Below are 26,455 nucleotides of genomic sequence, written 5' to 3' on the forward strand. Positions count from 1 at the left end.
CCTATCGAGCGCCATCACGGAACTGCACGGTCAACGAAACGAGCACGCGCGCCGGCGGTCGTTCCTTGTCGAGCCTCAGCGCACGGTCGAGCGGCTTGGCGTAGCCGACGTCGAGCACCAGGCGGTTCGGGAAGGACACACGCACGCCGCCCCCCACGCTGTCGAAATTCCGCGCGCCCTCGATCCGCGCGCGATCGAGATTGGTCAGATAGAGATGGTCGTAGAAACCGTATACTTGCGTGCCGAGCCCCGTAACCAGCGGCATATCGGCACGTGCCTCGACATGCCCGCCCAGCGCACGGTCGCCGCTGTTGGAGCCTGGATCATAGCCTCGACCGATCGTCAGGCTGCCGAGCGCGAACTCTTCATAGTTCAGCAGCGGATCGTTCGCCCATTGCATCTGGCCGATCGCCGCGATGCTGAAGATCGGCCCGAGCGACAGCGTCGTGTCGATCACGCCGCGTACCACGAGGGCGCGGGAATTGCCCTCCAATCGCGAGGTAAGCTCGCCGCTCGCAAAGCCGGTCTGGCTCGCGTCGAAAAGGCTCAGGCCCTTGCGCACTTCCAGCGACGACGAGACCGAGAGCCAGGGCCGCCCGTTGGCGTTGACGAACTGCTGGTCGGCATCGATGCCCGCGAAAAGCACGCGCAGCTTGTCGCGGGTCAGCGTGACGGCATCGTCACCACCCCCGACTCGAGAGATCTGATCGACGAAATCGAGCCCAAACCGCACCCGCGCATTGCCGCGGACCGACCGGAACAGCGGCCGCGCCAGGTCCAGGCCCGCGATCAGCGTATTGGTCCTGAGGTCGAGTGCGCCCAGGTCCGGCAGCGACCACGCATAGGTCGCGCGGCCGCCAAGGGTCGTGCCGCCATCGTCGAGTTGCAGGATGTGTCCGCCCTGGACGATCACCTGTTCCTGGAAGTCGGTGGTCGTCGACGCACCCAGATACGTGATGTCGCCGAGCCCGGTCAGGCCGTAGATCTCGCCGCGCCCATAGACCGTCTCGCGGCCGAGCAATGACGAGTTGTAGTTCTGGGCGTTGGCGAACAGCGCGAAGTGTCGCGAACTGACCGTCAGGTCGCCAATCACCGTCCCGGCCTCGCCGTTCGACGGCCGCAACGACAGCGCGACGTCCAGTCCCGGCACGTCGCCGGCGAGCAGCAGGATCCGTTCCGCCTCGCGCTCGTTCAGCGGGTCCAGCGCCTGGATCGCCGCGATCCGCCGTCGCAGGAACGGTTCGTACCGCCCCGCGTCGCCGCGCACCCGGACGTCGACGATGCGAGCGGTGACGACCTGCAGACGCAACACGCCGTCGGCGATCTCCTGCGCGGGGATCTGCACCGACGCGACCCAGCCGCCCCGCCGCAGTGCTTCGTTGGCGGCGTCGCGCACGTCGCAGACCGCCGTGATCGGCTGCTGGCCGGACGGCGCGCGCAGATCGGCGAGCGCGGCCGCGATCGGCGCCTGGAGCGGTGAACCGTCGGGGCGCGTGAACTCGATACGGTCGAGCGTCAGCCGTAGCCCCGACTTCTCGAACGGACAGCTCGTCTCGGCCATCGCACCTCGAGCATCGACGCTGGCGGTGGAGTCGGAACGCGGTCGAGGCGTCGGCGGGGTCACTTCCTGTCGCGAAGGGAGCGCCACCTGCGCATCGGACGCGATGGACCATGTCCCCGCGAACACCATCGCAAGCGTCGAAACCAATCCTGCCGTCATTCGCCGCAACGCCAAGTCCCCCATGTCACCGCCCCCGTGGCGTCTCTCAGACCGTCTTCATCGTGCCACGCACCACTCGCACGGTAGCTTGTCACGTCGCATTGGACGAAACGCTAGCTCCGTTTGCACATGGCGCTCGCCGTCCTCGGATCCTTTCCCTGCGGCAGGCGCGTGGTGCAGTCGTAGCGGGCGCCGTTGGCCGGCAACGGGATCAGCGCCACCGATTGTGCCAGCAGCGGCGGCTTGGCCTCGCCGTACCGGCATATCAGCGTGAACGGCGCATCGGCCGTTGGGGCGGCGTCCTGCATCTGCACGGTCATCCCTGTCGTTCCTGGACGTTCCACCGGCTCGACCTCCGCTATGCCATCGAGATCTGCAGGCATCGTTCCGACTGCATCCGCCGTCACTGTTGCCGAGGTCAGGCTGAGACGGGCGCCGAGCGGTGCGCCGAGCAATCGTGCGCCGCTTGGCAGCGTCATGCCAGACACTAGCGTTGCGGGGCACTCGATCACGCCTTGCTCCGCCGATACGGAGGAGGCTTGCGCAGGTTTCGGCTTCACGCCTCCGGCGTCGACCGGTTGTTGAGAGGACGCCTGCATGGTGTTCGAAGACGCCTGTCCACCCGTCGCCTGCGCGCCGCATCCGCTCAGTGCGATGAGTACCGCCGCCATCGCACTGGCACTGCCGGTTCCCGTTGATCCCATCGTAACGATCCTCATACCAGAAGCACGAAATATTCTTCGCCGTCAGCGGACCAGTTGTACCGGCGACCGGTCGCCCGGATCGGTTTGGCGCGCCCGGCATCGCCGTCATAGCGTTTCAGTCGGCGCTTGATCGGGTTCTTGTTGAACTGGTCGAGCAGAAGGACGCCGCCGCCCTTCGTCCCGAAAGGGTCATGCCGCAGATAGATGCCGACATGGGACCGCCCAGAATAGTCGTTGTGGTACATGTTGTCGCGTAGCGTCGCAACGACGGTACCGGATGGAATGTCGCCCTGATCGAGAAAGCAGACCTGGGGTCCTGCCCGCCATTCCCGCGTGCGAGGCACCCCGAAGAACTGAACGAACTGTGCGCATTCGTTCTTGATGAGCTTACGCGGATCCCAAGGTGCGACTGAATAGCCGCCCAGCAGTTTGATCGCGTAATTCTCGTACTTCTCGAAATCCTGCAGGACGAAGCCGCGTCCTTCGTAGCCGGGAAAGCTGATGCGGCGATGCTTGGTGTTCTGCGCTGGCGAGACCACCGGCTTGCCGGTGGCTCGTGTCGGCCGATCGGGCACCTTGCGAATCTCGTGGCGTGGCTCGGGACGCGCCGTAGGCCTGGCGATCGCTGCCGCCGGTTTGTCCGGAAGTACGGCGTCGAAGACCTCCCCAGGCAACCGCGACAGCCACGCGCCGAACGCGGCGGGATCGAACGCGTCCTGCCCAGGCGGCTTGGGTTGCGGGGGACGACGATGGAGCACGGCGAGTGTCCGCGGCCCGACGACGCCGTCCACTGGCAGCTTGTGCACCTTCTGGAAGGCCCTGACCGCTGCGTCCGTCTCGCTTCCGAACAGACCATCAGTCTTGACCTGATGTCCCGTCCTCGTGAGATTCCCCTGGATCTCACGAACGATCGGACCGTGATCGCCCTTCCGTACCAACCGTGTCGCCATCCTTCACCATCCTCTGCTGAATTGCATCTGATCTGTGCAGTCACACGTCCGTCGCGGCCTTCGCGTTCTCTTAGACTCGTATTGATTAATATGATTCTGCGAGCCGCTCGTCAGTCAGCCTATTACGTTGCCCGTGCCTGCGACAGCTCGATATTCGTAGCTGAAGCCGCCGTCCGTCGCCATCACGCGGATTTCCGACACCTCCTCACTCCGCATTCGGCGTTCCAACAGTGCGACCGACATGTCGGGAAGCATCGTGTTGGTGAGGATCGCATCTATCATGCGCCCGCCTGATGCGAGCTCGGTGCAACGATCGACGATGTGCTGCACTACGGCCTCATCGATCGTCATCGCGATACCGTGATTGTCGGCTATCCGGCGCTCAATCCGCGCAAGCTGTAGACGGACGATGCCCCCCAGCACGGATCTGCCGAGCGGATAGTACGGTAGCACCTGCAACCGACCGAGCAGCGCCGGCGGAAACACCTTCAACAGCTCCGGACGCAACGCATCGGCCAGACCTTCCGGTTCCGGCGCCATCTCCTCGTCGTCGGTCAGCGATGCGATGAGATCCGTGCCGACGTTCGACGTCAGCAGGATGACAGTGTTGCGGAAGTCGATGTGGCGTCCCTCGGCATCGTTCATGAACCCCTTGTCGAACACCTGGAAGAACATCTCGTGGACGTCCGGATGCGCCTTCTCGACCTCATCCAACAGAACGACGCTGTACGGCCGTCGGCGAACGGCTTCCGTAAGGACGCCGCCCTGTCCGAAACCGACGTAGCCGGCGGGCGCCCCCTTCAGCGTGGAGACGGTATGGGCCTCCTGGAACTCGCTCATGTTGATGACGATCATCGAATCGTCGCCGGAGTACATCAGTTCCGCCAGCGCGTGCGCGGTCTCGGTCTTGCCGACTCCCGACGGACCGCAGAGCATGAACACGCCGACCGGCTTGCCGGGATTGTCAAGCTTCGCGCGGCTCGTCTGTATGCGCTTGGCGATCGCGGCCATCGCATGATCCTGCCCGATCACTCGCGTCTTCAGCGCCTCGCCGATCGCCAGCACGCTGGCGATCTCGTCCTTCACCATCCGCCCGACGGGGATGCCCGTCCAGTCGCCGACCACCGCCGCGACCGCGTCGGCGTCGACCACGCCGAACACCATCGGCGCATCGCCCGCGTGATCACGCGCCGTCGCGAGGGCCGCGTCCAGCGCCGCACCGTCGCCACCGTCGCGCGCCGCCCGCACGGCATCGAGTGCGTCCTTCTCCCGCGCCCATTGCGCCTCGACCGCCTCGACCGCAGCACGGGCGGATGCGATCGCCTCGTCCAGTGCCGGCAGGGCGTCATCGTGACGGTAGCGCCCTTCGGTTTCCCGCATGACGATGCCGCGCTCGACCTCGAGCAGTTCGAGGCGCCGCCGCTGGTCCTCGACCGGCGCAGGCGTCGCGTTCTGGGACACAGCGACGCGCGCCGCGGCGGTGTCGATCAGGCTGACCGCCTTGTCGGGCAGCTGCCGCGCCGGGACATAGCGCTGCGACAGCGTCACCGCTGCCGCGACCGCATCGTCGAGGATCACGACATCGTGATGCGCCTCCATCGCCGGCACCACCGACCGCAGCATCGCGATCGCGACCGGTGCCTCCGGCTCGGCGACGTCGACCGTCTGGAACCGTCGGGTGAGCGCGGGGTCCTTTTCGAAATACTGCCGGTATTCGGCGTAGGTCGTCGCGGCGATCGTGCGCAGCCGACCGCGCGCGAGTGCCGGCTTCAGCAGATTTGCGGCGTCGCCCGTCCCCGCCTGCCCGCCCGCGCCGATCAGCGTGTGCGCCTCGTCGATGAACAGGATCACCGGCGTCGACGCGCCCTCGACCTCGTCGATCACCTGGCGCAGCCGCTTCTCGAACTCGCCCTTCACGCCCGCGCCCGCCTGCATCAGCGTGACGTCGAGCGCGCGGACGACGACGTTGCGCAGCGCCGGCGGCACGTCGCCATCGACGATCCGCTTGGCGAACCCCTCGACCACCGCGGTCTTGCCGACGCCAGCCTCGCCGACCAGGATCGGGTTGTTCTGGCGTCGGCGCAGCAGCACGTCGACCAGTTGCCGGATTTCGGCATCGCGCCCGACGATCGAGTCGATCTCGCCGGCACGCGCGCGGGCGGTCAGGTCGACCGAGTACCGCTCCAGCGCTTCGCCGGACGAGGGCGGCACGGTTCCGGCGGCCTGTAGCGGCTCGACCGGATCGCCCCCGGCGTCGCTGCCGCCCCCGACGATCGCGGCGAACTCGGTGCCGAGCCGTTCGACCTGGATCTTGCGCCATTCGCCGCTGGTCGCGAACAATGCGTTGCGCAACGTCGGCGTCCGCAACATCCCGTACAGCAGGTGGCCCGGCCGCACCTTGGCCGCACCAAACTGGAGCGAGGCGTACAGCCACCCCTTCTCGATCGCCTCCTCGACCTGCGGCGCGAAGTCGGAGATCGCCGAGGCACCGCGCGGCAACAGGTCGAGCGTACCGACCACGTCGCGCGCCAGCCGCGCCTCGTCGAGCCCGAAGTTCTGCAGGATCCCCGCGACGTCGCCCTGCGGATCCTGCAAGAGCAGATGGATCCAGTGAACCAGCTCGACATAGGGATTGCCGCGCATCCGGGCGAACCCGGTCGCGGACTCGATCGACGTCAACGCGGCGGCGTCGAGCCGCCCGAACAATGACGCACGGCTGATTTCGGTCATGGGGCCCCTGTTTCTGCACGGTGTGCTGACATAATCATGAATCTATGGTCGACCGATCAGGCGTCGCATGGCTGCGATACTGGTCGCCCCCCCATCCAGGGCTTTGGTCGACAGGGCGTCGTCGATCAGCAGCGTGTTGTCGCTCCGGTTCCATTCCACCACCATCGGGACGCTGGTTTTGGCCTCTCGGGAATAGCCGCGGAAGACGATCCCGAAACGGACCGGCGCGCTCGATACGATGCCGACAGCCAACGGCCCGCCGCAGGTCTCAGCTTCGTAACTGCCATATCCCAGCGTCGGGATCAGTTCGACGTCATCGTCCTGCTGGATCGCGATGAAGCAGCCGGCAGAGATGGCAGCCGGCATGTCGCCGTGGCCGGTCAGGACCGTCGCCACCGGCCCGGCGCCATCGACCACACGGAACGACTGGGTCTTGGATATTTCGACGTCCGTCATTTTCTGACGTCGCGCCTCGGCAAGCGCTGCTGCGACCGCGGTACCGTCCGCCTGCCCGGCAAGTTTCAAATCCTGTCGGGCAGGCAGAACCGCAGGTGCAGATACCGAGGCTACGACTGAGGCGGTTTTGGGCGTCCCGACAGCGTTGCTGTTAGCCGTGCTCGGCTCCGCGCTGCATGCCGCTGCCGCGCAAGCGAGTATGGACACCACAGATCCGCGCAAGGCGAACGCACTAGCCCGCATAGGAAAGTCGTTGGCAATCTGTGCGCATCTTTCCATCACCCAATAGAACTAACGTTCGCCTGATCATCGACCCCGAGGGTGCGTCACTGCACCGCGCTTCGCATCGCGGCGATCGTCTGCGCACCGTCCTGCGAGGCCTTGCTGGAACCGGCTGCATCGATCGAAAGCGCGCCGGTGGAGCGCGACCAGTTCAGGACGATCGGCTCGCTGACCGTGGCATTGGGCGAAAACGCACCGAACACCGCGCCGATGCGAACCATGTCGCCGGATGACGACAGGACACCGACCGCTGTCGGCTTATCGCACGATTCGGCTTCATACTCGCCTTGCCCGATCGTTGGGACCAGCGAGACTTTCCCGTCCTGCACGATCGCGGCGAAGCATCCGGGGGTGCCGTTCGAGAGACTGGCCTCGCCGGTGACGATCGAGGCGACCCGCTGTCCATCCACCGACAGTCCGAACGACTGCGCCGACGTGATCTGGACCTTCGTCATCTGCTCACCCGCTGCCGCCGTCTTGATCTGCGCGATGGCTTCCGCGTCGGCGCTACCGGACAGTGCGACCTTTCCGGCCGATGCGGGCGCGGCAGGCGGCGTCATTGGCTCGGGCGCGACGGTCTCGCTAGGCTCAGCCGCAGGCGTGGCGACGGCGGCGGTCGAATTGCCGGACGCAGTGCCAGCCTCGGGAGAGCAGGCCAGCACCAGCGATGCCGCGCCGAGCAACAGCAATTTCGGATCGAATGTCATCTCATTTTCCTCAAGCGTATTTCAGGTAGTTGCTGCGCATCTTGTCGTCGTAAGCGAATTTTCTATAGGCCGGACCATTGTAGATCCTGGCGAACGTAGACCAGTTTCGCGCCCGCAGCGCGGTCAGCAAGCTCCGGTTCGCCAGCACGAACGCGACGAACGCCTCCGCCTGCGCGAGGATGCCGCTCTTCATCGCGGCGACGAACGCCTCGACCGTCGCATGGCCTGCCTGGACATGGTTCTCACCGAGGATCTGGAACGCGCCCCAGCTCGCCGACTTCAGCGCCGCGCTGCTGTTGAGCTTCATTGCGCGCTCGAGCTTCGGATATTGCTCGGAAAATTTACCGTAGCCGCCACCGACGGGATTGGAGAGTTCGGGATCGGTACGGTCGTACCGCCCGCCCGTGTGCTTGCTGAACTTGTGGCGCTCGTACAGAATCGTTGGGCGGCCATCCCCGTCGAACGCGCCGCGGATCGCGACTTCGGTTTCGACGACGGCCTTGATCGCCGCGGTCTCGCACTGGAGCCGGGCGGCCATGTCGACATACGTTGCCTCGCTAAGTCCGCCCGGCGCGATGCCTTGAGTCGCGGCCGCTGGAGCAGTCCGGGACGGTGCCGCGGCTGGTGCTGGCGCGCGCGCCGGTTGGCGCGGCACGGGTCGGGTCGGCGTCGTGTTGCCACGGTGATCGCGGCCCAGCCTGTTCAGCGTCGGCCCGTTCGGATCGACGACCCCGTCCGGCTTGCTGAGGCGCAGGGACCGGGTCTGGTAGCGAGCGATCGCATCGGCGGTGCGGGGACCGAAGACGCCGTCGACCCGCAACGGCGTCGCGCCGGGGGATCCCGACCGGTTCAGCAACGTCTGAACGGTCCGCACGTCGGCGGCACGGTTAGGCCGCTGCGGACCAACTGGAGCCACTATCGCCATATCAAACCTTTCTCATCATCGCGTCCGTCGTCGGACGGCCGCTGGTTGATCGGCGGAGGTGCGCGTCCCTGCGCACCTCATCGTCGCCGGCCTGGCCGATCCAGCCGGTCCAGCCGAGCCGGGTCGAGCCATCGAGCCGCGCGGGCCTGGCATGCTTGCCCGCCACCTCGAGCGCGACGTCCCATTCAAGGTGACTGGGCGCGAACGCGTCCAGCGCCTCGGACAAAATGCGAAACCGGGGCCCGGAGGGCAGCAGGGCTTCGTAGTCGGCGCGGGATCGCGCGCGGATGACCACGCGGAACGCATCCGACGCGACCTTCGCACGGCCGCCCAGCATCACTTCGTTGCCGAGGCCGGAAAAGGAACGCCCGAGCCGGGTCTGGTCCTCGGCCTCGATAGACCGCCAGCGCGACTGGTATTCGAGGATCTTCACCGACTGCCCGAGCAGGTGCGTCATCGCATCCTCGATGCCGCCTGCGCTGCGACGCGACGCGAACAGCGCGGCGTAGTGGACGCGCGCCTGCCCGGGAAAGCTGCTCGTCGCCGACACGCCTTCGGTGGCACCGGTAAGCTTCGCGACATGATCGGCAAAGCGATCGTCGTCGAGACGGTCGGCCTGCGCCACCGGCTGCGAATCCGCCCAGGCGCGAAAGAAGAACTGGAGCATCCGTCCCGACAGCAGATCGAGCCAGCGGCCGAACGGGCGCTTCTTCGCGTAACGGCGCTCGAACACCGCGAACTCGGTCATGTGCGACGGCAGCGGTCCCATTGGCCCGGTCAGTCCGAACCAGAAGCCGCCGATCCGCGCACGGCCGTTGCGGACCTCCACCTCGTCCAGCGTCGAATCCGGAAAGGCGAGCGTCGGCACCTGGACTAGGTCGGCTATATTCTGATTCGGCCGGCGCGCGAGCCCGACACGCGGCAAGCCGGGCGCGCGCGCCTCCGCGCCCCGCACGATCGGGAACAATCCGAACCGCTTGCGCGACGCCGCAGCCGCCGCAAGGAAGTTCAGATGGTGTGACGGCGGCCGATCCGCAGCGGCCATCGCTGAAACTCCCCTTCGTTAGCGCTGGAGAAATGCGTCTCCGTGAACGCGTTGATGCTCGCGAATTCGGCTAGGAACCGTTCGAGAACCGCCGAAAACAGGAACATCCGTCCCTTGTCGAACGCGGCATCGTCGAGCGTGACGTGGATGCGGTGGCCCCGCGCGATCGCCATCCGGTCCATCCCCGGCACCCGTCGCGCTACCCGGGTCGAGCGGATCGCGGACACACCGTCGACCTGCCGGCGCGAGGCCGCGTCGTCCTGTCGGCCGTACAGCGCCAGATGATCGCGCAGCACCTGCGGATCTTCATGATCCTCCGGCGCCAGCGTCATGTAGTTGGTGGTCAGGTGACCGATCACCCTCCACGCCGCGTCGCCCATCCCCATTGGCGGCTGGGGCTTGGTCGGCGCCCGGAGCACGCTGACGGCACGGGCCGGAACGCCCGACACGGTGAAGTGCTGCTCTCCGCGGAACTGAAGCAGTTCGGGCAGTTCGCGGTTGGTCACCAGCGCCTTGACTGCCAGTTCGTCGATCTCGTCGAGCCGCGTCGCATCGCCGGGGGCAGTAAGACTGATCCACGTCTCGGTCCCGGTATACTCGCCACGTCGCCGCAAGCGCCGCTCGCGGGTCGACAACCGGCGCGACCGCAATTGCGTGGTGTAGAACAGCGCCTTGCTCCAGTCGTAAAGCAACGCACCATAGGCGTAGAGCGGCGCGACCGTCCGCGCGTCGGTGTTGTTCGCCGAATAGGCCTGGACGTCGAGCAGTCGGAACACCTCGAAATCGAGCGGGCGGGCACGATCGGGAATGACATGATGCTCGTGCTCGAACTGCGACACGCGCACCCGCCCGAGCTGCTTCTCGAAGAGATTGATCGCCGGCGTCGCGAACAGCCGCAGGTTCGCCGGTTCCAGCGCGTTGTGCAGAACCGACGCCGACCGTTCGAAGAGCAGGACCACGTCGCAAGCCTGTGGGCTGTCGCGAAACGCGCGCGCCAAGTCAGGCAGGTCGACGAACAGGAAGCGCTCCGGACAGGCGAAATACTCGCTGAGCAGTCGATATCCGCGAAACGACCGCAGCTCGGCTGGCAGCAACGCCTGGTCGTCGTCGAACCCGACCTGCTTGGGCAGAGGGAGCTTCTTCCAGCCCTCAGCTCCTGCCGCCGCATCCGCCGACCGCGCGATCACGGACAGCGTCTCGCCGATCATCTGGCGATAGAGTTCGGCGGGCAACGCCTCCGACCCGGCGAGATAGATCGGCAGCGATTCCGGCAATATCTGCGGTAGCGCAGCGCCGCCGGTCGCTTCGAACCGGATACGCATGCCCGCCTCGGCCCGAACGTCGGCGGCGCTCGCGAACGGCGCCACCGCGGCGCGACTGGCGAGATATTCGACCTGCGTGATCTTGATCGGCCAGAGCGTGACGTCGTGTCCGGTACGGAATTCGACCGGCACGCTTTCCTGTTCGGTCGCCACCGCCATCAGCGGCGTGGAGCGCGGGACGCGGTGCCCCTTGATGAGGATAGGATCGCCGTCCTTCGGCTCGAACCCGACGACGCACATCGACGGGGTCGGCGCGAGGTAATGCGGCTGAACCGCGTGCAGCAGATGCTGGGTGAATTCGGGATATTGATCCGCGATCTTCAGCTGCACGCGCGCGCCAAGATAGGCGACGCCCTCCAGCAGGCGCTCGACATAGGGATCGGGATCGGTCGGGGTCTTGAGGCCGAGCCGCCCCGCCACCGCCTCATGCTCCTCGCCGAACGCTCGCGCATCCTCGCGCAGATAGGCGAGCTCGTCATTGTAGAAGCGCAGCAGGCGCGGATCGATCCCGGAACTCATGGCCGTCCTACTCGCGCACGTTGACGGTGGCGGTCTCGGCCTCGATCTCGGTACGGAACTTCACGGGCATGGTCTGCGCCGCGGCGGTAATGTCGCCCTGGATCAGGAACGTCAGCGCATGCGGATCATCATCGTCCTCGATCGGGTCGACCGTCAAGCCTTCGCGCGACAATCGCGGCTCGAACAGCCGCACCGCGCGTCGGATCTCCCGCGCACGCGCCAGCACCGCACGTCGGTTCAGCGTCTGCCCGGCGAGATCGGTCAGACCATAGTTCAGCACCGAATCGCGGACGTTCGGATATGGCTCGAGGTCGACGAGCGACTCCAGATTGGTCGTGTTAAACAGCCAGGCGAGATCGCGGCGGATCGTTGCGCGCAACGCGGTCTCGTTGAACCGCTCGAGCCGAGGCACCGAATAGTAGCGGAACTTCTCTCGGCTTATCTCCGGTGCCTCCTCGCTCATGTCCCGCATGCCCGAGATTTCGAGATCCGCCACGAGCTTGTCGTAGATCGTGGGCGTCAGACGCTGGGTGACGGCCATCGATGCGGCCTAGTCGAACCGCAGCGAACGGACGCTGAGCAAGCCGTGATCCTCGCCGTCCGATGTCGCCAACAGCCGCTGTCCGGCACCATTACCGTCGTCATGCCACGACGTCGCGCGCGCCATCGCCTCGCCCGGGTCCGCAGAGATGCCGGGATAGCGCGCGGGCAACAGCGCGGCGATGCGCGGTCCTGCCTTCAGCGTGATCTCGACGGGATACCAGACCAGGTCGCGCAGGTCGCGCGGCCCCTCGCTGGTGAGTTCGCCGATCGCGTCGAACGGCAACAGCCCATAGCGTCCGTTGACGATCGCCTCGATCGTCGGTCCGAACCGAGGATCCGCGTCCGCGATCCAATCGAAGGGTTTGCCGTCGATCGCGCCGGGCATGTCGGGTGCTGCGTCGAACGCCGACTGGCGCATAGCTTCCGCAGCATCGTCGCGGCCGGTTGCCGCTGCCTCGATCGCCTCCGCTATCGGGGTTGCCCAATCCGACCCCCCGTGGATTTCGGCGCGCGCGCTTCCGGCGAAGACAGCCTCGCGCTGCAGTTCTGCGTCGATCGCCTGGCCGTAGACCACCGCCAGCATCTGCGCTTCGGGCGACAACTGCGCCAGCGTCGCCAGTTGCACCTTGGCCTTGGCCCATTCGCCGGCCAATGCGAGCAACTGGAATAGAAAAAGCCGGGTCGGTACGTCGCCCGGAGTCCGGCGAACGACCTCGACGAGCGCGCGCCGCGCGCCGTCGAGATCGCCCGAACGGAGTAGATCGTCCGCCTGTTGCATGTCGCGCTCCTACGGACGATCCAATCTGCTCAACCCGCTTCGTTCTGGCGGATGTCGTAGTAGGCGGTGACGATGCCGCCGTCCTTGCTGCCGTTCGAATTCTGCGCCTGATAGTCGAAGGTCACCTTCGCGCAGTTGAACGTCACCGATTCCATGATCGCATCGCCGCCCGATGCGCCATTGTTATGGATGTCCGAGACGATGATGTCCTCGAGCTTGATCTTGTAATAGGTCAGCGGCGTCGAGCCATCGCCGGCCTTCTGCGAATAGATGATGGCTTCCTTGATGTGCTTGCCCGAAGCACAGGCCTTGAAAAGCAGCGGCGAAGACTTGTCGACTTCCTTCTGAATGCGAATGTCGGAAATCTCGGCCTTGCCCGAACCACCGCCGGCGCCGCCGGTGTGGAACGAGCCGTGCTGGACCGCACCGAAGTCGAACGAGATGATATCGATCTCGCCCTGATGGTTCTTCTTGCTCGATTCGCCCTGAATGCTCTCGATTTTAAGAAACAGATCGACTGCCATGAGGTTCTCCTGTCAACGATGTTTGAAAGATCGACGTCAAATCAACCGGACGTCTTCGGTAGACGCGAAACCATGCTGAGCGCCACGTCCATGCCTTCTAGCTGATAGTGCGGCACGAACATGAACTTCCCCTTGTAGTATCCTGGGTTCTCCTCATCCGGGATCACCTCGATCTTGGCCTGCTTCAACGGCAGGCGTGCCTTGGTCTCCTCGTTCGACGTCGTCGGCGAGCCGTCGACGTATTGGAGGACCCAATTGTTGAGATCGCGTTCGAGCTGTTCCGACTCTCTCGAGCCACCCACCCAATCGCGGACCATGCATTTCAGATAATGCGCGAAGCGGCAGCTCGCGAAGATGTAGGGCAGCCGCGCGGACAGGTTGGCGTTCGCGGTCGCCTCCTTCTTGTCGTAGCTCGCCGGACGATGAACCGTCTGCGCACCGATGAAGGTCGCCTGGTCGGTGTTCTTGCGGTGGACCAGCGCCATCAGACCGGCCGTCGAAAGCTCCGCCTCGCGGCGATCGCTGATCGCGATCTCGGTCGGGCACTTCAGATCGATTCCACCTTCGTCGGTCGGGAACGTCGCGGTCGGCAGCTCCTGAACCGTACCACCCGACTCGACGCCTCGGATCCGGGTGGTCCAGCCATAGGTGTTGAACGCCTCCGTTATCCGCGTGCCCATCGCGTAGGCTGCGTTGAGCCACAGATGCCGATCATGCTCGCCGCCGGTATCCTCCTCGAAGTCGAACTCGTCGACCGGCTCCGTCTTCGCACCGTACAAGGGCCGCCCCAGGAAGCGCGGCAGCGCCAACGCGAGATACCGGCTGTCCTCCGACTGCCGGAACGACCGCCATGCTGCGTAGTCGGTCGCATCGAACAGCTTGCCGAGGTCGCGAGGGTTGGACAATTCGGTCCAGCTGTCCATCCCGAGCAGGGACGGACCGGCGGCGGCGATGAACGGCGCATGGCTCGCCGCACCGATCCGCGACAGGCCGCGCATGACCTCCAGATCGGGCGCGCTGTGGTCAAAGTAGAAATCGCACACGAAAGCACCGTAGGGCTGTCCGCCGAGCTGACCGAACTCGGACTCGTAGACCTTCTTGAACAGAGGGCTCTGATCCCAGGCCGCATCGCGATACTGGCGGAACATCCGTCGACATTCCTCCTTCGACATGTTCATCACGCGGATCTTCATGTCCTTGCCGGTCGCGGTGTTCATGACGAGGTAGTTCAGCCCCCGCCATGCCGCTTCGAGCTGCTGAAACTCCGGCTGATGGATGATCTGGTTGATCTGCTCGGTAAGCTTGCGATCGATAGCCGCACGCATTGCGTCGACCGTCGCGAACACGTCGCCACCGATGATCTTCGCATCACCCAGCGCCTGCTGCGCGAGGGTCTGTACGGCCTGCTCGATCCGGGACCTGCGCTCGTCGTTTGCCGGGCGGAACTCCTTCTGGAGCAGAGCCTGGAAATCGTTGACCTCGGCTGCTTCCGCTACCGGAGCACCCTCGTTCGTTTGCCTCAGCGCGTCTTGCGCCATGTAACCGCTCCAATCCTTGAGTAGGGATGAGGCCCTTGCCGGGCCATCGCCGATGTCAGTCGCGGGGCTCGCTCGGCGGCTCGTCGGCGGCTGGCTGACGCGCCGCGGAGATCGCCTGGAGAAGCGCGGGGTCCTGCAGCACCTTGTCCAGCAGATCCTGCGCACCGTGTTTGCCATCCATGTAGGACAGCAGATCCTCGAGCTGCGTGCGCGCTTCGAGGAGTTTGGCGAGCGGTTCGATCTTCCGCGCGATCTCTCCCGGTGAGAAGTCGTTCATCGAGTTGAACGTCATGTCGACCGCGATCTTGCCTTCGCCGGCGAGTGTGTTGTCGACCGCGAACGCCACGCGCGGCGCGACAGCCTCCATCCGCTGATCGAAATTGTCCATGTCGATGTCGATGAATTCGCGCGCTTCGGCCGCCTTCTTGTCCTTGAGGCTCTTGCCGGACAGATCCGAGATGACGCCCATCACGAACGGAAGCTCGACCTTCTGACGCGCGCCATAGGTCTCGACTTCATATTCGATGTGAACCCGTGGCTTCCGATTTTCGCGGATGAACCGCTGACCGCTCTTGATCGCCATGTGCCTAATCCCCGTTCTTTCAGCTTCTGCGAGCTTATCCGTTAAATGCGCAAGCGTAACAATCGCTCCGTGCCCGACACTACATAAAATCGCTCGACCCGTTCTGGCCCGCTCCGCTCTCATCGACCCGAGCACGCAGGACCGCGGTCGCCTCGGCGACGCTTCCAGGCGCGATGTCTGCAAGGATCGAAACGAAATCCATCGTTATCCATCCTTTGATGCGCCCGAGCGCGACGGGGATCGGACTGGATGGCTCGACCCGGCCGTAATAGTCGATGACGGAATCGAGCGCCCGAGCGACGTCCTCTCGCGACTGGATTCGGCCGGGCGCGGTCGTCGCTGCACGCGGCATGCCGCCTATTTCCGGATCCGCCTCCCCTGCGTCCGGCTCGGCACCCTGCCGGACGAACGGCGTCAGCGCATGGACGATACCCTCGATAGCCTCGTAGGTCGGGCGGAAATTGGTGCCGGTCTGCCCGGCATGCTCGGCCTGCTCCGAAAGCACGGCATCCGCGCGCTGCAGCGCAGCCTCGATCCGGCGGAACCGGTCGGTGACTTCCGCGACCTGTTCCACTGGCGTATCCGCAAGCGCGGCGCGAAACTGGCCGTAGCCCTCGGCCGCCGCACCCTCGTTCAGATAGCGCTCGAAATCGATACCCGTATAGCTACCCAGGCGTGGATGTTCGACGAGCGGGATGCGGCGCACTGGCGCCAGGAACTCGCCGATGCGGACCAGGGATTCGCAAGCACCCTTGCGCCCTTCTACGCCGTATTCCTCCAGTGTCGGGTGCGCCGTCTCCCAGAAGTCCTCGAACAGGCCGGCGAGCAACTGCATGGCCGCCTCGACGATGGCGAGATCACCTGATCGAGCACCCGCCCGCGCGAGATACACTGCGAGCCACACGTCGCGTGTCTGGCGTGCCTGCGCCTCGATCATCCCGATCGTGCGATCCCATTCGACCTCGTCGGACGACCCTTCGAACGCGGTCTCGATCGCCTGACGACCAGGGTCGTAAGACAGATCGGGCCCGGCGGGCGCCTCCGGCGTAACCGGCGTCAGAAGGGCGGCAACATCCATATCGCTATCCCGGCATGCGCGTCAGGATATCAACTCGGCTTCGACGCGACGGTTGACCGGATCGCTCTTCGAATGTCCGGGCAACGGCGCGCTCGCGCCGTAGCCGCGAACTTCGAGGCGCTTGCCCTCCACGCCAAGGATGACGAGATAGTCGGCGACGGCCTTCGCCCGCGCCGCAGACAGCGGAACGTTGATACGAGACCCGCCTCGCAGATCGGTATGCCCCTCGATCAGGAAGCGCTTCCCACTGAGCTCAGGCATGAGCACCGAGCGCGCGAACACCTGCGTCGCGCGCGTCCCCTCGGCCGTGAGCTGCGCCGAGTTGCGTTCGAAACTGATCATGAGGTCGGCGCGTGGCCGACCCATGCCGGCCGCGACGGCGCCAACCGACCCTGCAATGGCCGTAGTAGCTGCGTAGTTCGCCCGACGGGACGACTGGCCGTAGTGGCGCTGCGCCTGCGCGGGAGCACGTGCAACTCGCGACTGCCCCGATGGCCGCAACGCCACGCTGCTCGCATCCGTCGCAGCGGCCGGCCTCGCAAGTCGGAAACCCTTGGTGTTCGGAGCGGTCCGCGTGGCGGCCGGAACGTCATCGCCCGCGCCGCATTTGCCTGCAAACGTGCAGAGGTAGCCTTCGACGCTCGGCCCCTTGGCCTCCTGCGCGTCTACCGCGGTGGCGAGCCCGAGGACCATCAGTGGAAACGTCAGCACCCGCAACGACATGTCTTGCTCCCGCGCATGAACTCGGTGTGTCTGGACATTAGGGCGCCGCTACTCATCCGGCAACCCATGACCGCAAACAACGAGGTTAACCCAGCGCGCTTCGTTGGTTAACCTTTACTTGCAGTGGCCGTCTGCGGCCATCTGCACACACAAATGTATTATTGCGCCGGCGGCGATGTTCTGGTTTTGCCGCAGGCCATTGTAGGATCGCGCTGGCATGGGTAGAACGCGGCTCCTCGCGTGACAGCAGCGCGATCGGCTGGAGTGCTTGGTGACAGACACGACGCAGCGCCTGACGCAGATGGCCATCGATGTTGGCGACGAACAGGTCGTCCTCGAGCGAATTCGGAGCGTGGAGCGAATCGGCATGCCGTTCGTGGTGCAGGCCGACATAATCTCGCCACTGGAGATCGATCTTCAGCCGCATCTGGGGAAACCCGCGTCCTTGAGCGTGCTCGAGGACGGCGAGCTGCTTCGCCACTTCCATGGCCTCGTGACGGCGGGCGAATACACGAGGGAGACGCAGGCGGGGCACCACTATCGGCTCTCGATCCGACCCTGGACCTTCTACCTCGACCAGAACCGCCAGATGGCGATCTATCAGGACAAGACGGTCGTGCAGATCGTCAAGCAGGTCATCGAGGCTGCCGGCATCCCGGACGTCGACTACACACGGCTGGTCCTGCCTCGCGTGCCACGCGCGTACACCGTGCAGTACCGCGAAAGCGACTTCGCCTTCGTCTCGCGACTGATGGAGGAGGAAGGCATCTACTACTTCTTCCAGCATGATGCCGACCGTCACGTCATGGTCCTGTGCGAGGGGCCCGCGTCGCATCAACCCGGTAGACCCACGCAGCTGAAGTACAATGCGAACAGCGTCTCGGTGTTCACCGCCGACTCGAAATCGCGGTTCGGATCGCAAGGGGATTATCTCCAGACGTGGGTGGAGCGGGTGGCCTCGACCGCCGAAGCCCGGGTGACCGTGCGCGATTTCGATTTCGAGTCGCCCGACCAGCCCCTGTCTGCCGAAGCGGCCGGCGAAGAGGCCCATCCACGCGACGACCGGGAGATCTTCGTCTACCCTGGTCGGTACACCCGGGAGAAGACCGGACGCGGCGATCAGGAGCAGACCGGACGCGAACGTGGTCAGGCGCTTCTCGACGCGCATCGTTCGGGCCGGCGGACGTTCACCGGCACGTCGCAGTCGGCAGGCCTCACGACAGGCTTCCGGGTCGATGTCGCGGATCATCCCGCCGGAAGGATGAACACGTCCTACCTGATAACGGGCGCGGAGCACTCGATCGCATCGGAAAGCTATCGATCGGGACAGCAGGACGACGAGGACTCGTTCAACGTCAAGTTCGAGGCGATCCCCGCCGATACCGTGTTCCGCCCCCGGCCCGCGACCCCGCGTCCGCGCGTCCAAGGGCTGGAATCCGCGATCGTCACCGGACCGCCCGGCGAGACGATCTACACCGATGAATACGGCCGCGTGAAAGTGCGCTTCCACTGGGACCGCGCCGAGACGCCGGGTGAACGGTCGACCTGCTGGATCCGCGTGTCGCAGACCGGCGGGCTCGGCAACGTCATCCTGCCGCGTGTCGGCCATGAAGTCCTGGTCGATTTCCTCGACGGTGATCCGGACCGGCCATTGATCGTCGGGCGGGTGTTCAACAAGGCGCACATGCCGACCTACGAACTCCCAGCCAACAAGACCCGTGCGGTCTGGCGTACGCTGACCTACGGCAGTTCCGGCAGCTATCCCGAGAGCGAGGCACTCGACAGCGGCGACAATCGGACTTCGAACGAGATCCGCTTCGAGGATCAGGGGGGCAAGGAGGAGCTGTTCATCCACGCCGAACGCGACATGAACAGTCGCGTACGCTTCGATGAGAGCCGCCACGTCGGACACAGCCAGGAACGCCGCGTCGGACTCGACCGAAGCACGAATATCGGCCGCGACGAGGGCAAGAAGATCGGGCGCGATCGCGCGACGCATGTCATCGGCATGGACGATCTGCTCGTGAACGGCAGCCTGTCGATCGAGTCGAAGACGTCGATAACGCTGCGGGTCGGCAACTCCGTGGTCGCGATCGGCCCGAACGGCATCATCATCCAGTCGCCCCATGTCCAGATCCAGGCCGGGATGGACGCGGTCATCAATGCCGGGGCCCAGACGCGGATCAATGGCGCAAGCACCCTGACGCTCAACGGCGGCACCACCCAGATCAACCCCGAAGGTCTCGGCGACGGTGCTTTCGGGTCCAGTCTCGATTTCGGCCCCGCCGCGGGCGAAGGCTGACCGGATGGCACAGGCATGGGGGGCGGTACGGCTGACCGAAGCGCGTCAGGTCGCCGAGTTGATGGGCGTCGATCCAGACGATCGCCCGCCCGCCGACGTCGGGGTCCAGGCACACTACGACGCGTTGCGATCCAGCAATCTCCGATCCGCGTCGCTGCAGTATCTCGGTCATGCGCTGCCGCGTCTCGAAGCGATCGCCTGGGCGGCGCGGATCGTTGCCGACACCGCCGCTACCAGCCCGCCACCGCCGCGCGCGCGCCATGCGCTCGATGTCGCCCTTCGCTGGCTGGAGGAGCCTTCGGAAGCCCATCGTCGCGCCGCGGGCGAAGCCGCCGAGGCGATCTCGCAGCCGGTCGCCGAACGACTGCTGGCCTCCGCAGTCTTCTTCTCAGGCGGTTCGATCGTTGCACCGAACGCATCGCCGGTCGTGCCGCCCGATCATGTGGCGGCGCGCTACGCCGTGGGCGCGATCGACGAGGCGACACGGCGAACGAACGATCCCGTCGCCGCATTGGAGACGGCAATGGCGTTGGGCGAACGTATCGCCGAACGAGGCATGGCGGCACTCCACCGATGACCTTGACCCTCAGCATCGAAGGCGCACGGCAACTCGACAATGGTTCGGCAGGCGAACTCGTGCTGGATCGTCGCGGCGCGATCGTCGGCCGTGCCGCGACCTGCGACTGGGCTCTGCCCGACCCTACGCGCTACGTCTCGTCGCGCCACTTCGAGATCCGTTTCGATAACGGCAGCTACCTGCTGACCGACTGCAGCACCAACGGCACGATGCTCGCGACGACCGGCGAACGCCTCGTCTCTCCGCATCGTATCGTCGATGGCGACCGGTTTCAGGTCGGCAGCTACGTCATCGGTGCCCGTTTGACCGGGGGCGCAGAGGCGCGAACCGATTCGTCTGCGACGCCTGCTGCCCCGGTCTGGCAAGGTTGGGACACCGACGCCGCATCGGCTCAGGCGACCAACAGCCCGCCCTTCCCGTCCGCGTCGACCGGCTGGGACGCACTGCAGCCGTCGGCTACGGGCACAGGATCCTCGGGAGGATGGCAGCCCCAGGTGGGACCGACGCTCGCGCGACGCGAGGACCACCAGGTCGCGGCCGGTTGGGACTCGCGACCATCATTCGCTTCCCCTGCCTCCGGCCAGGCCCCCTCCCCCGCCCCGCGTGCCGGCGGCTGGCAACCCGATGCAGCCGCCGCCCTGCCTCAGGCCACTTCGGTCTGGGAAGAGGCGACGCCGCTGCCGCCACCCGCATCGGCATGGTCCAGTGCGGCACCCACACAATCGGCGCCAGTATCACCGGATGACCTATGGGGTCGGATAGCGGAGGGTAACGTCGTAGATTGGGCCCGGGGCGGTTTCGGCCAGCCGGTGGAAGCGCCGCGCGATCCACTTGGCCTTTCGCCCGCGCCAGGTAGCGCGGCATTGCCACGACAGACGCCGTCCGCGCCTCCGACGGCGCCTGCCGCAGGCCCCTCGCCATCCGGTAGCGGAGACGCCTTCGCCCGCGGAGCCGGCCTCGACCCGGGATTCGCCAGCAGCGATCCGGAGCTTGCGCGCGCCGGGGGTCTCTTTCGCCGGCTCGTCGCCGGACTCGTCGTCATGGTCGAAGCGCGCGCGCGGGCGAAGGCGCAGCTCGGGGCCGAGGCGACGGCGTTCAGTCCCGATGGCCATAACCCGCTCAAGTTCGCACGGACGCCGGACGAGGCGATCGGAATGTTGCTCGGACCACGACAACCCGGCTTCCTGCCTTCTGAACATGCGATCGAGGAAGCATTCAGGGATCTGCAGTCGCATCAGGTGGCGACGCTGCGGGCGATGCAGGGCGCCTTGCGCGCGACGCTCGAGCGGTTTTCACCTACCGCGATACGTGCACGTGCGAACGCCGGCGGCATGATCGAACGCATTCTTCCCGCGGCGCGCGACGCGGCATTGTGGCAAGCCTATGAACGCGAGTTCGGTGGCGTCGCGCAGGGTTCGGACGAGGCGTTTCTGGAGATGTTCGCCAAGGAATTTCGTCAGGCCTACAACGAACAGTCGCGAGAAGCCGGCCGTTAGGCCAGACGTGCGACTGGTGTTGGGATAAGACGTTGGCAGATCGCCATCCCGGGCGGTATGAACAGGAAACGATGACCAGTGTGAGGACATGCTGTGTACCGAATTGCTGAGGGATCCATCACCCATGCGGGTGAGTGGCAGGATCAGAGCATAAACGTGCTCTTGCCGCGAAACGCAAAGGTGCAGGGTGCCAACCTCGTCGTCGCGCGGGATACGGTGCCTCTGGGCCTGACCTTCCACGACTACGTCGTACAGCACCGTCAGGCCCTCTCGGCACAACTGGCCGGGATCGAGATGATCGCGGACACCGCGGGCTCGATCGATGGCCACGAGGCTCATTTTCTCGAACTGCGCTGGCGAAGCGACGGCAAGCCGATCCATCAGGTCATGGCGATGGTCGTCCACGATGCGAATGCGGTGCTGCAGTTCACCGGATCCGTTCCGGGCGGATACGACGAGGACACGCGGAACGCGCTGATCGCCGCGATCACATCCTTCACGTTCACGCCGTGACCGATACGCCGACCGCGGACGAGACGCTGCGCGACCTGCGCGAGCGGACGGCGGCATCGAGCAATGCGGGCACCGTGTCCGCCATCTCGACGACCGGACACGTCGCATCGGGCGGCATCGCCATCGCGGGCGCGTACTCGGCCTATCAGTCGGGCGGCATGGCAGCGCTGCGGTGCTTCGGTGGTCGGGTCGCCGCGCCGCTTGCGGGCGCGATGGCGGGCGCCTGGGTCGCCGAACAGGTCCACGCCGACGAGGCTGCCTTCTGGGTCGCGCAGCAGTTCGGTGCGCAGCGCGTCGCGACGCCCGGACCGCAACCCGCGCACGTCACGCACCAGATCGCGCACGACAACACCTTCAACGGCATTCTCGCCGGACTGGTCGCGGGCATCGTTGTCGGCGCGGTCGTCGCGGTCAGCGCCGCTGCGATCATAGGGACGGCGGGCATGGCGGCGCCGCTGGTCGGCGCGGCGGTGGCCTTCGGCGCCGGGGCAGCGGGCGGGTTCGTCGGCGCCGCCGTGGCCGGCGCGGGCGCGAAGACCGCGACGCTGTCCGGCCCGATCGCCACCGGTTCGCCGACCGTCTTCTTCGAGGGCAAGCCGGTCGCTCGCGTCAGCGACACCGCAGCCTGTAACAAGCACCCCGGAACCCCGCCCTCACAGATCATCGAGGGCAGCAAGACGATCTTCGTCAACGGCCTTCCCCTCGCACGGATCGGGCATAAGCTGTCCTGCGACGCCGTCGTCCAGGAGGGCTGCAGGACGATTTCCGCGGACAGCACCACGGCGAGCTACGGAACGCCCGGCGCGACGCTGTCGGTGACGGAGCAACTGGTGCTATCGATCGCGGAGGTCGCCGGGATGCGGTCGGCGGTTCGTCAGGGCGGGCTACTCAGCGGCCCACTGCGCCGGCTGTTCGGCGAACCGGTCGACGTCGTGACGGGCGATTATGCCGACCAGCGCGTCGATTTCGAGTATCCTGGCATCCTCCCGCTGGTCCTGTCGCGGGTCTATCCGGGGAAGATGCAGGTCGCTGGCGTGCTTGGCTCGCGATGGATCTGCAACTGGTCGCAGCGCCTGCTGCTCGATCGCAGCACCGGCACCGCCCTGCTCGAAGATGCCGAGGGGCAGCGCCTCGTGTTCGCGATCGGCAATTCGCCACAGGTCGATGCGAGGCACCTCAAGGCGCCCTATTACCGGCTGACCGGCGGGCACGACGACCTTCGACTGTTCGACAGCCGCACACAGCAATACCTGATGTTCGCGCCCGGCCTCGATCCCTCAATCCTCGACCTGGCGGGTATCGAGGATCGCCATGGCAACCGGATCGTCTTCCAGCGCGACGAGGACCGCCATCTGCGCACGATCCGGCATTCGGACGGGGCGGCGTTCCGCGTTGAGACGACGGCCGACGGGTGGCTGCGCACGGTGTGGATGGAGGGGGAGACCGACCCCGTCGTGCAGTACACGTATGACGCCCAGGGCCGCATGCTGCAGAAATCGGGCACGTCGACCGGCGAGTTCGCGTACCGCTACACCGCCGAGGGCTGGCTGAACGGCTGGCGCGACAGTGGCCTCACTGCGGTAGAGATCGACTATGACGCGGCGGGGCGTGTGGCCGGGACACGCACTGGCGACGGGATGTTCAACGACCGCTTCCTGTATTTCCCCGAGGAGCGTCGGTCGCGCTACATCGACGCGACTGGCGCGGCCACCAGCTTTCGCTACGACCAGAACAACCTCGTCACCGAGGAGATGGACCCGCTCGGTGCGGTGACCGTGAGCGAATGGGACGCGCTGGAACGCCTGCAGCGGCGGATAGACCCCGGCGGTCGCGAAACCCGCTTCGCCTATGACGGCGACGGACGGCTCATCGCGCAGACCGACTGGAGCGGTCGTACCGCCGGATGGCGCTACGACCGCTGGGGTGCGCTGGTCCAGTTCACCGGTATCGACGGCAGTGCGAGCTGGACCCGGGATGAGCAGGGAAACATCATCGCCTGGAAGGGTGCGGACGGCAGGTCGGGGACGGCGCAGTACGACGAGCGCGGTGCGCTCGTGGCGGAGAAGGCAGCAGGATACGGCGAGACCACATGGGACAATGACGCCGCCGGCCGTCCGATCGCTCAGCACGACCCCGGCGACCGCGTCACGCGCTACGACTGGGACCGGATGGGGCGGCTACTCCATGCACGCGATCCCGCCGGACGGAGCCATGCCTGGAGCCACGTCCGCGGCCCCGACAATCCCCGCGGAGCGGTAAGCGGCGCGCGCGGCCCCGACGGCGCCGAGACCCGGTTCGCATATGACCGCGAAGGGCTGATCGCCGCGCGTATCAGAAGTGACGGACAAACGACGCGGTTCGTGCACGGCGCGTTCGATACGCTGCGCCGCGTCATCGATCCGCTTGGCGCAGTCACCCAGTTCGGCTACGACACGGCGGGTCGGCTCGCCAGCATCACCGACGCGTCGGGACAGCATTGGGAGTTCCGCTACGATCCCGCCGGCCGGCTCAGCGCACAGGTCGACTGGGCCGGACGCGAGACGCTGTACCGCCGCGACAGCCTCGGTCGGATCCTGACGAAGCGCATGCCCGATGCCACCGAACAGCATTTCGATTGGGACGAGCGCGACCGCATCGTGCGGGTAACGGCCGGCGACGATGCGATATCGTATCGGTACGACGACCAGGATCGGCTGGTCGGCGCCAGCACCTGGCATCTGACCGACGGCGTGCCGTGCCGCATCGCCGACGTGCTGCTGCGCTACGACGACCATGGCCGACTGGTCGCCGAAGAGCAGAACGGCACTGTGATAACCTATCGCTACGACGCCGCCGGTCGTTGCATCGGCCGGTCGAGCCCGAGCGGCGAGACCGCGCTGACCTTCGACGATTACGGGCTGCTCAAGCGATACGAAAGCAACGGCCACGCCCTCCGGTTCGGTCACGATGCAAGTGGACTGGAGACACTGCGCGAGGTCCCCGCGATCGGCCAGCGCACCGCGTTCCAGCTCCGTCAGAGCTACGATCCTGCCGGCCGGCTCGAGGAACAGCGCGCCGGCGGCGTCACGGTCTTTTCGGCGAAGGGGCAGCGTCCCGATGCGATGGTACGCCGGTACGACTGGGATCGCGCCGGGAGACTGACCGGGATCGTCGATTCCGGTTCGGCCGAGGGCAGGACCGGCGAGACGCGATACGGCTATGATCTGCGCGACCAGGCGGTCGCGGTCAAACGGCCAGGCCACAGCGAAGCGTATCGCTACGACGCGCTGATGAACCTTGCCGAAGGCCTGGCGGGCGAACAGCGATACTGGCGCGACTGCGTGGTCGAGGCCGGTCCCAATCGCTTCCGGTACGACGCCCGCGGACGAATGGTCGAGCGGGTGTTGACCCAGGATGGGTTCCGACCGCGGCACTGGCGTTATCGCTGGGACGACTTCGATCGGATGGTCGGATTGGAGACGCCGGAAGGCGCACGCTGGCGCTACATTTACGACGCGTTCGGACGCCGCGTCGGCAAGCTCCTGCTGGGCGCCCCCGATCGCCGGCGCGTCGACTACGTCTGGCAGGGACAGGCGCTCGCCGAAGCATGGTACCGCCGTGACGGCGACGGCGACGGCGACGGCGACGACAGCGGTCCCAGCACGCGGATAGAACGTTGGCATTTCGAACCGGATGGCGTTCGCCCGCTCGCGAGGGAGGCGGTCGTCGCCAGCGGGCGGGATCTCGCCGACGCCACGCTGGACAGCGAATGGCTGGTGGTCGTGGCCGACCAGATCGGCACCCCGACGGCGTTGTTCGACACCGGCGGCGCCCAACGCTGGACACGCGACGCCACGCTCTGGGGACGAGCCCGCACCGCACGCGATCTCCTGCGCGCGCGAAGTGAGGACGAGCGCGCGTCAGACGATCAGCAGTCCTGCGCACTGCGGTTTCCGGGGCAGTGGGAAGACGCCGAAAGCGGGCTGCACTATAATCTGAACCGCTACTATGATCCGGATACAGGCCAGTACCTGTCGCCCGATCCGATCGGCATCGACGGCGGTTTACGGACCCATGCGTATGTATCCGATCCTACGCGCTGGTTTGATCCTGACGGACTAGCTGATTGTGTACGATTCCAACGATGGCGTGTCGGAGATGCCATCGACAAGCCACGCGCTGACGGCAGCCCCCCCAATTGGGATACGGTTCGGTCTCGCTACTGGAAGAACCGTGCAGATGCCTCCGTGCGTGAGAATACGGGGGAATTCGACGCCGCGACTTTAGCAAGGATGCGGCGGGGTCGGGCCCCATTGGACGCGCAGGGGAATGCCATGGAACTGCATCACCACAACCCGCAACGCTACCCAAGCCCATATACGAATAATCCTGGCAACTTACGCGAAGTCACGCGCGAGCAGCACGCCGCACTCGATCCCCTCAGACATTTGGGCCAATGAA

At 66.0% G+C, this 26,455-nt stretch carries 21 protein-coding genes; 5 read left to right on the forward strand and 16 right to left on the reverse strand.

What is annotated here, in order from left to right:
- Position 1: 1 nt before the first annotated feature.
- From E5673_RS14085 to E5673_RS20175, 16 genes are all read right to left on the reverse strand, one after another.
- On the reverse strand, positions 2 to 1,561 hold the full coding sequence (locus tag E5673_RS14085) for a ShlB/FhaC/HecB family hemolysin secretion/activation protein (RefSeq protein WP_136190481.1): 1,560 nt from the start codon (positions 1,559 to 1,561) through the stop codon (positions 2 to 4).
- A gap of 272 nt (positions 1,562 to 1,833) precedes the next feature.
- A complete protein-coding gene (locus E5673_RS14090; RefSeq protein ID WP_136190482.1) occupies positions 1,834 to 2,424 on the reverse strand; it encodes a hypothetical protein in 591 nt (196 codons plus the stop codon).
- Positions 2,425 to 2,435: 11 nt separating this feature from the next.
- Positions 2,436 to 3,374 (reverse strand): BPSL0067 family protein, encoded by a 939-nt coding sequence (locus tag E5673_RS14095; protein WP_136190483.1) that lies wholly within the window; start codon positions 3,372 to 3,374, stop codon positions 2,436 to 2,438.
- Between the two features lie 114 nt (positions 3,375 to 3,488).
- A complete protein-coding gene (gene tssH, locus E5673_RS14100) occupies positions 3,489 to 6,104 on the reverse strand; it encodes a type VI secretion system ATPase TssH (protein ID WP_136190484.1) in 2,616 nt (871 codons plus the stop codon).
- A gap of 42 nt (positions 6,105 to 6,146) precedes the next feature.
- Positions 6,147 to 6,629, reverse strand: a complete 483-nt coding sequence (locus E5673_RS14105) for a hypothetical protein (RefSeq protein WP_136190485.1) — start codon at positions 6,627 to 6,629, stop codon at positions 6,147 to 6,149.
- 257 nt (positions 6,630 to 6,886) lie between these two features.
- A complete protein-coding gene (locus E5673_RS14110) occupies positions 6,887 to 7,549 on the reverse strand; it encodes a hypothetical protein (RefSeq protein WP_136190486.1) in 663 nt (220 codons plus the stop codon).
- 10 nt (positions 7,550 to 7,559) lie between these two features.
- On the reverse strand, positions 7,560 to 8,474 hold the full coding sequence (locus tag E5673_RS14115) for an N-acetylmuramidase family protein (protein ID WP_136190487.1): 915 nt from the start codon (positions 8,472 to 8,474) through the stop codon (positions 7,560 to 7,562).
- 1 nt (position 8,475) lies between these two features.
- Positions 8,476 to 9,519: a type VI secretion system baseplate subunit TssG gene (gene tssG, locus E5673_RS14120; protein ID WP_136190488.1), complete on the reverse strand. Its 1,044-nt coding sequence runs from the start codon at positions 9,517 to 9,519 to the stop codon at positions 8,476 to 8,478.
- Complete coding sequence (gene tssF / locus E5673_RS14125) at positions 9,483 to 11,360, reverse strand: type VI secretion system baseplate subunit TssF (protein WP_136190489.1); 1,878 nt, start codon at positions 11,358 to 11,360, stop codon at positions 9,483 to 9,485. Before tssF ends, tssG begins: the two co-directional genes overlap by 37 nt.
- A gap of 7 nt (positions 11,361 to 11,367) precedes the next feature.
- Complete coding sequence (gene tssE, locus E5673_RS14130) at positions 11,368 to 11,901, reverse strand: type VI secretion system baseplate subunit TssE (RefSeq protein WP_136190490.1); 534 nt, start codon at positions 11,899 to 11,901, stop codon at positions 11,368 to 11,370.
- A 9-nt stretch (positions 11,902 to 11,910) separates the two neighbouring features.
- Positions 11,911 to 12,681: a type VI secretion system accessory protein TagJ gene (locus E5673_RS14135; RefSeq protein ID WP_136190491.1), complete on the reverse strand. Its 771-nt coding sequence runs from the start codon at positions 12,679 to 12,681 to the stop codon at positions 11,911 to 11,913.
- 29 nt (positions 12,682 to 12,710) lie between these two features.
- Positions 12,711 to 13,205 (reverse strand): type VI secretion system tube protein Hcp, encoded by a 495-nt coding sequence (locus E5673_RS14140; RefSeq protein ID WP_107961394.1) that lies wholly within the window; start codon positions 13,203 to 13,205, stop codon positions 12,711 to 12,713.
- Between the two features lie 41 nt (positions 13,206 to 13,246).
- Positions 13,247 to 14,743 (reverse strand): type VI secretion system contractile sheath large subunit, encoded by a 1,497-nt coding sequence (tssC, locus tag E5673_RS14145; protein WP_136190492.1) that lies wholly within the window; start codon positions 14,741 to 14,743, stop codon positions 13,247 to 13,249.
- 55 nt (positions 14,744 to 14,798) lie between these two features.
- Entirely contained in the window at positions 14,799 to 15,326 is a 528-nt protein-coding gene (tssB, locus tag E5673_RS14150; protein ID WP_136190493.1) for a type VI secretion system contractile sheath small subunit, read from the reverse strand.
- Between the two features lie 79 nt (positions 15,327 to 15,405).
- Positions 15,406 to 16,404: a type VI secretion system ImpA family N-terminal domain-containing protein gene (locus tag E5673_RS14155; RefSeq protein WP_136190494.1), complete on the reverse strand. Its 999-nt coding sequence runs from the start codon at positions 16,402 to 16,404 to the stop codon at positions 15,406 to 15,408.
- A gap of 21 nt (positions 16,405 to 16,425) precedes the next feature.
- Positions 16,426 to 17,127, reverse strand: coding sequence for an OmpA family protein (locus E5673_RS20175; protein WP_136190495.1), 702 nt, complete (start codon positions 17,125 to 17,127; stop codon positions 16,426 to 16,428).
- A 271-nt stretch (positions 17,128 to 17,398) separates the two neighbouring features.
- Between E5673_RS20175 and tssI the strand changes: the two genes are divergently transcribed.
- The 5 genes from tssI (at position 17,399) to E5673_RS14185 (ending at position 26,454) form a co-directional block, all read left to right on the forward strand.
- Positions 17,399 to 19,429 (forward strand): type VI secretion system tip protein TssI/VgrG, encoded by a 2,031-nt coding sequence (tssI, locus tag E5673_RS14165; RefSeq protein WP_136190496.1) that lies wholly within the window; start codon positions 17,399 to 17,401, stop codon positions 19,427 to 19,429.
- Positions 19,430 to 19,433: 4 nt separating this feature from the next.
- Entirely contained in the window at positions 19,434 to 20,006 is a 573-nt protein-coding gene (locus E5673_RS14170; RefSeq protein WP_136190497.1) for a hypothetical protein, read from the forward strand.
- Positions 20,003 to 21,502 carry a type VI secretion system-associated FHA domain protein TagH gene (gene tagH, locus E5673_RS14175; RefSeq protein ID WP_136190498.1) on the forward strand — a complete coding sequence of 500 codons (1,500 nt, stop codon included), beginning with the start codon at positions 20,003 to 20,005 and terminating at the stop codon, positions 21,500 to 21,502. The genes E5673_RS14170 and tagH overlap by 4 nt, the downstream gene beginning before the upstream one ends.
- 93 nt (positions 21,503 to 21,595) lie before the next feature.
- Positions 21,596 to 22,015, forward strand: a complete 420-nt coding sequence (locus E5673_RS14180; RefSeq protein ID WP_136190499.1) for a DUF1795 domain-containing protein — start codon at positions 21,596 to 21,598, stop codon at positions 22,013 to 22,015.
- The gene (locus tag E5673_RS14185) at positions 22,012 to 26,454 is read left to right on the forward strand and encodes an RHS repeat-associated core domain-containing protein (protein ID WP_136190500.1); all 4,443 of its coding nucleotides are present in this window, start codon (positions 22,012 to 22,014) and stop codon (positions 26,452 to 26,454) included. The genes E5673_RS14180 and E5673_RS14185 overlap by 4 nt, the downstream gene beginning before the upstream one ends.
- The last annotated feature ends 1 nt before the right edge of the window (position 26,455 follow it).

The organism is Sphingomonas sp. PAMC26645 (assembly GCF_004795835.1).
In the GTDB taxonomy this organism is placed as follows: Bacteria; Pseudomonadota; Alphaproteobacteria; order Sphingomonadales; family Sphingomonadaceae; genus Sphingomonas.

Coding starts and splice junctions, on each gene's coding strand:
- tssE (WP_136190490.1), bottom strand. CDS start 11,901: ATGGCCGTCACCCAGCGTCTGACGCCCACGATCTACGACAAGCTCGTG.
- E5673_RS14135 (WP_136190491.1), bottom strand. CDS start 12,681: ATGCAACAGGCGGACGATCTACTCCGTTCGGGCGATCTCGACGGCGCG.
- tssB (WP_136190493.1), bottom strand. CDS start 15,326: ATGGCGATCAAGAGCGGTCAGCGGTTCATCCGCGAAAATCGGAAGCCA.
- tssG (WP_136190488.1), bottom strand. CDS start 9,519: ATGGCCGCTGCGGATCGGCCGCCGTCACACCATCTGAACTTCCTTGCG.
- E5673_RS14155 (WP_136190494.1), bottom strand. CDS start 16,404: ATGGATGTTGCCGCCCTTCTGACGCCGGTTACGCCGGAGGCGCCCGCC.
- E5673_RS14085 (WP_136190481.1), bottom strand. CDS start 1,561: ATGGCCGAGACGAGCTGTCCGTTCGAGAAGTCGGGGCTACGGCTGACG.
- E5673_RS14115 (WP_136190487.1), bottom strand. CDS start 8,474: ATGGCGATAGTGGCTCCAGTTGGTCCGCAGCGGCCTAACCGTGCCGCC.
- tssF (WP_136190489.1), bottom strand. CDS start 11,360: ATGAGTTCCGGGATCGATCCGCGCCTGCTGCGCTTCTACAATGACGAG.
- E5673_RS20175 (WP_136190495.1), bottom strand. CDS start 17,127: ATGTCGTTGCGGGTGCTGACGTTTCCACTGATGGTCCTCGGGCTCGCC.
- tssH (WP_136190484.1), bottom strand. CDS start 6,104: ATGACCGAAATCAGCCGTGCGTCATTGTTCGGGCGGCTCGACGCCGCC.
- E5673_RS14095 (WP_136190483.1), bottom strand. CDS start 3,374: ATGGCGACACGGTTGGTACGGAAGGGCGATCACGGTCCGATCGTTCGT.
- tssC (WP_136190492.1), bottom strand. CDS start 14,743: ATGGCGCAAGACGCGCTGAGGCAAACGAACGAGGGTGCTCCGGTAGCG.
- E5673_RS14170 (WP_136190497.1), top strand. CDS start 19,434: ATGGCACAGGCATGGGGGGCGGTACGGCTGACCGAAGCGCGTCAGGTC.
- tagH (WP_136190498.1), top strand. CDS start 20,003: ATGACCTTGACCCTCAGCATCGAAGGCGCACGGCAACTCGACAATGGT.
- E5673_RS14140 (WP_107961394.1), bottom strand. CDS start 13,205: ATGGCAGTCGATCTGTTTCTTAAAATCGAGAGCATTCAGGGCGAATCG.
- E5673_RS14110 (WP_136190486.1), bottom strand. CDS start 7,549: ATGACATTCGATCCGAAATTGCTGTTGCTCGGCGCGGCATCGCTGGTG.
- E5673_RS14090 (WP_136190482.1), bottom strand. CDS start 2,424: ATGGGATCAACGGGAACCGGCAGTGCCAGTGCGATGGCGGCGGTACTC.